The organism is Phormidium sp. CCY1219, from assembly GCF_035615515.1.
In the GTDB taxonomy this organism is placed as follows: Bacteria; Cyanobacteriota; Cyanobacteriia; order Cyanobacteriales; family Laspinemataceae; genus CCY1219.
The window spans coordinates 1-3938 of record NZ_JAJENT010000758.1; the positions used below are offsets into that span (position 1 = coordinate 1).

The 3938-nt window shown below is 54.1% G+C and carries 3 protein-coding genes; all 3 read right to left on the reverse strand.

Going from position 1 to position 3938, the window contains the following annotated elements; genetic code table 11:
- Positions 1-303 precede the first annotated feature (303 nt).
- Positions 304-735: an ATP-binding protein gene (locus LKK83_RS22900; RefSeq protein ID WP_324633699.1), complete on the reverse strand. Its 432-nt coding sequence runs from the start codon at positions 733-735 to the stop codon at positions 304-306.
- 3 nt (positions 736-738) lie between these two features.
- Entirely contained in the window at positions 739-2403 is a 1665-nt protein-coding gene (locus LKK83_RS22905) for a SpoIIE family protein phosphatase (RefSeq protein ID WP_324633700.1), read from the reverse strand.
- Positions 2404-2908: 505 nt separating this feature from the next.
- Positions 2909-3781, reverse strand: a complete 873-nt coding sequence (gene rsmH / locus LKK83_RS22910) for a 16S rRNA (cytosine(1402)-N(4))-methyltransferase RsmH (RefSeq protein ID WP_324633701.1) — start codon at positions 3779-3781, stop codon at positions 2909-2911.
- Between the last annotated feature and the right edge of the window lie 157 nt (positions 3782-3938).

Below are 3938 nucleotides of genomic sequence, written 5' to 3' on the forward strand. Positions count from 1 at the left end.
CCCCCGCTATTCTTCCCGACACTGACCCTTCGGGTACAGTGCGGGGCTCCTAGCGGTTAAGCTAATATGAAGGATTGCCCCGGCTAAATTCAAGCAATTGTAATAAAACTTATAAAAAATCCCAATCTTTGATTAAGTTTTGTAAAAATGCACCCTGACAAGCAGGGAGTGTGGGGAGCGAACGCCTGCGGAGTGAAGGAAAGGGCGATCGGTCAGAGTGGCCTCCAGGGTGCGGTGCAGCAGAAACAGCCCAGAGGAGAAAGCACCGACAAGCAGGGAGCAAACCCCAACACCAGAAAGCCCCTAAGCCTTGTCCGTCGTTTCCGCCAGACTCGCTTCGAGCTTCAGACAATTGCGACCATCGATTTGCAAACTGTACTCCACCCGGTCCATCAGGCGATTCATAATCAGCCAACCATAGCCGCCATCGGGCATTTGTTCTGGCACCGGTGCCATATAAGTAGACAGATCGTAACCCTTACCGTGATCCCACACTTCCAGAGCGATATCGCGCTCCTTAACTTCCAGACGAATCAGCACGGGCAAATTAGGTTGTTCCCGGTGAGCGTGACGAACCACATTAGAATAAGCTTCTGCCAAAACCAGGCGCAAGCGATTCGACTGACGAGGCCAATCCACATTATCCCCGAGTTCCATTTCCAGGCAGCCCAACAGCCAATTTTCGACAATGCTCAAAAACCGCAAGTCGCTCGGTACGTGCAACTCAGTTCTCATTGATTACAGAACCTCCAGAGAAAGTATAGTTTGGTCATCTTCCTGCTCCTGAGCCAATTCGCGGACCCGAGCCAATAAATGTTCCAGTTCTAGCGGATCCGGTTCTTGAGTTAACAGCTTCCAGAGACCCTCTTGCTGGAGCATCGCGCCCTCATCGACTCCGAGATTCGAGTCTGGATTTGTAACCGTCGCCTCCGTCAGACCATCGCTAGTGAGCAGAAAAACGTCACCTGAATTTAACTCCAGAGTGCCCGTTTTTCCTCTCCACATCGGCAAGATTCCCAGAGGAATCCCGCGCGCTTTCAAGAAATTCGGTTCCACCTCTGAAGAAGAATTGGCCACAGAGCGGTGAGACCAGACGAGGGGATAAATATGTCCCGCATTGGCATAAGCCAACTCCCGAGTGGACGGACGATAGCGAGCCACAACCATCGTAATGAAACAGTTGTTGCCGATCAGGTCATCCGCCAACGCACTATTGAGATTGGTCATCACCGTTTCCGGTTCGGGGGAAATTTCTTGAGCCAGTTCTCGGCGCATCACCGAGATTGCACTGGCCATAAACAAAGCTGCAGGCACGCCCTTGCCCGACACATCTCCCACGGCGATCCAGATATCTCCTTGAGAATGGACGTACACCTCAAAGAAATCGCCGCCCACGGCGCGAGCGGGATAGCAACAGGCTTGCACCTTAGAGCTTTCCAGTTCTGGCCAACTTTGGCGCAGCAGATTGGTTTGAATTTGGCGAGCCACCTCTAGCTCAGCGAGCATTTGTTGAGCTTGCTGCTCGGTGCGCTGATAGAGTTTAGCTTGCGAGAGGGCCAGAGCGGCTTGCTCTGCCACGCCTTCAATCAATTGAATATCTTCTGGAGACCAACTATTCGCGCTGCCATCTTGGTAGACGGACATCACGGCGAGGAGGTCTTTTTGATAGCTCAGTGGCACCACCAACCGGGTGGTGTCCTGGCCGTTTTCTTCCTGCTGAACCAATTGAGTTTCGCGGTTTTCCAGGACGGCGTGCAGTAGGGATTCATCCTCCTGCAGGTCCTCCGGGTCAGCGGAATTGGGGGACACATAGGAGAAAGACTCTGGGGCGAGGCGATCGCTCTGTACCGGTCGCAGATTGCAACGACTGGCCTCAAAATTCTCCCCCACGGTTTCCACAATGGTCTGCAACATACTGCGATAATCCAACGACTCTCGAATCGCGCTCATCACCGCATTAAACAGGGCTTCGCGGCGCAACGAGCGACGCAGGATGTTCGTACTTTGCTTGACCACCTTATAAGTTTCCGCCGCCTGCTGAACCACCGATTTTAGTTCTTCAGGATTCCACGGCTTGGTGATGTATTTAAAGACTTGCCCGGAGTTAATCGCTTCTACCAGGTCTTCGACGTCGGTGTAGCCAGTCAATAAAATCCGAATCGTATCGGGAAACCGTTCTACGGTTTTACTGAGAAACTCCGTCCCGTTCATTTCTGGCATCCGCTGGTCCGAGATAATGACGGCCATCTCGCCTTTCTCGTCGAGAGTTTCGAGTGCTTTAAACGCACTCTCGGCTCGATAAACGTCAAATTCCCGCCGAAACGTCCGGTATAGCAAGTCTAGGTTGTCGATTTCGTCATCGACCACCATCAGTTTCAGCTTGCTCCCTTTTCCCCGACTCATGCAATACCCCACTTACAGGCTAATGGATTAAGTGTGACTTGCGCCCAAAGTAGCGCCCTTGTTGGACGGGCCGATCTTTTTCCGGTGCCCAACCGTTTGGGGCACCCCTGGCAAATCACGCTTTGGGTGGGCATTCCTTTCAAGACAAAAGTACCCCGCGATCGGCGCTCGCTAACGGGCAGACTCTGCTCAAATGAGCTTAACATAGCCAGCTTTCTGTTTAGCAGTGGGCTATCCCCTATGGTTTTCCCGGTTTCGGATCGGGTGAGCGACAAGAAATGCCGGATATTGGAGCTGCGGTTGGCAGGCTACCCTTGCCGAATGCCGTTTGAGCTTGCGCCACCTGCGTTGCACCCATAAGCGCAGATCCAGGCGGGGCACAGGCTGCGCCAAAGCCTAGCTTACCAGAGTCCGTGCCTTTTTGGCTTGGGCGTTTCCCGGTTTGGGGGATTTGGATCCGCTGCAGGGGGCTGAGGCGGATCCAATGCCTCGCCCGATCGCGGTTTTATCCCGCCCCACTGAGGCGCTCTGCGACTCTCAGTTTGGCCGATCGCGCCCGAGGATTACTGGCAATTTCTGCCTCTTTGGCCACGATCGGCTTTTTGGTCACTACAGTGAATCGCTCTTCACCGCGCAGTTGATGCTTCACCAACCGGTCTTCTAAGCTGTGAAAGCTAATCGCCACCAATCGCCCGCCCGGTTTCAGCCACCCGGGCGCTTTTTCTAAAAAACTTTCTAAACTGCTCAATTCGGCATTTACCGCAATCCGCAAGGCTTGAAATACCCGGGTGGCGGGATGAATTCTCCCATAGCGATAGCGGCGCGGCACGCTACCGCCGATCGCATAGGCAAGGTCGGTGGTGGTCTGAAACGGACGCTGCTGCACGATTTTGCGGGCGATCCCTCGGGAATATCTCTCCTCGCCATAGCGATAAAAAATATCCGCTAACTCCGCTTCGTCCCAGTGATTGACAATTTCGGCAGCAGTGAGGTCTTGGGCGCGATCCATCCGCATATCCAGGGGCGCTTCCTGGCGAAAGCTAAATCCGCGATCGGGCACATCCAACTGGGCGGAACTTACCCCTAAATCTGCGATCGCTCCATCAAACCGTTTCTCTCCCGGGTCGTATTCGGCAAAATTTCCCTGCCAAAATTCCACCGCATCGCCAAATTCCGCCAACTCGGCGCGCGCCGCCGCCAACGCCACTTCATCCCGGTCGATCGCGGTGACTTTCACCGAGGGGGCGGCTTGCAAAATCAGCCGCGAGTGCCCGCCACCCCCCACGGTGGCGTCTAAATAATGTCCCCCCGCCTGCACCGCTAGGCCCTCTACCACTTCCGCACTGAGAACCGGCACATGTGCAAACTGCGCCACCATTTCTGAATTCACCGAAACTCGATTATTGCCCACCTACCCAATCTCCCTATAATGATGAAAGAAAAGCAACAAAAATAAACATTTAGCTTCTCGGCGGGAAGCCCCGCGCTCTACCCGTGCTTGGTGAGCGTCGGGATGAGAGCCAGGGGAAATGGAG

What these genes read in the sequence shown, in the direction of transcription:
- LKK83_RS22900 (WP_324633699.1), bottom strand. Translation starts at nt 735, where the DNA reads ATGAGAACTGAGTTGCACGTACCGAGCGACTTGCGGTTTTTGAGCATT.
- LKK83_RS22905 (WP_324633700.1), bottom strand. Translation starts at nt 2,403, where the DNA reads ATGAGTCGGGGAAAAGGGAGCAAGCTGAAACTGATGGTGGTCGATGAC.
- rsmH (WP_324633701.1), bottom strand. Translation starts at nt 3,781, where the DNA reads ATGGTGGCGCAGTTTGCACATGTGCCGGTTCTCAGTGCGGAAGTGGTA.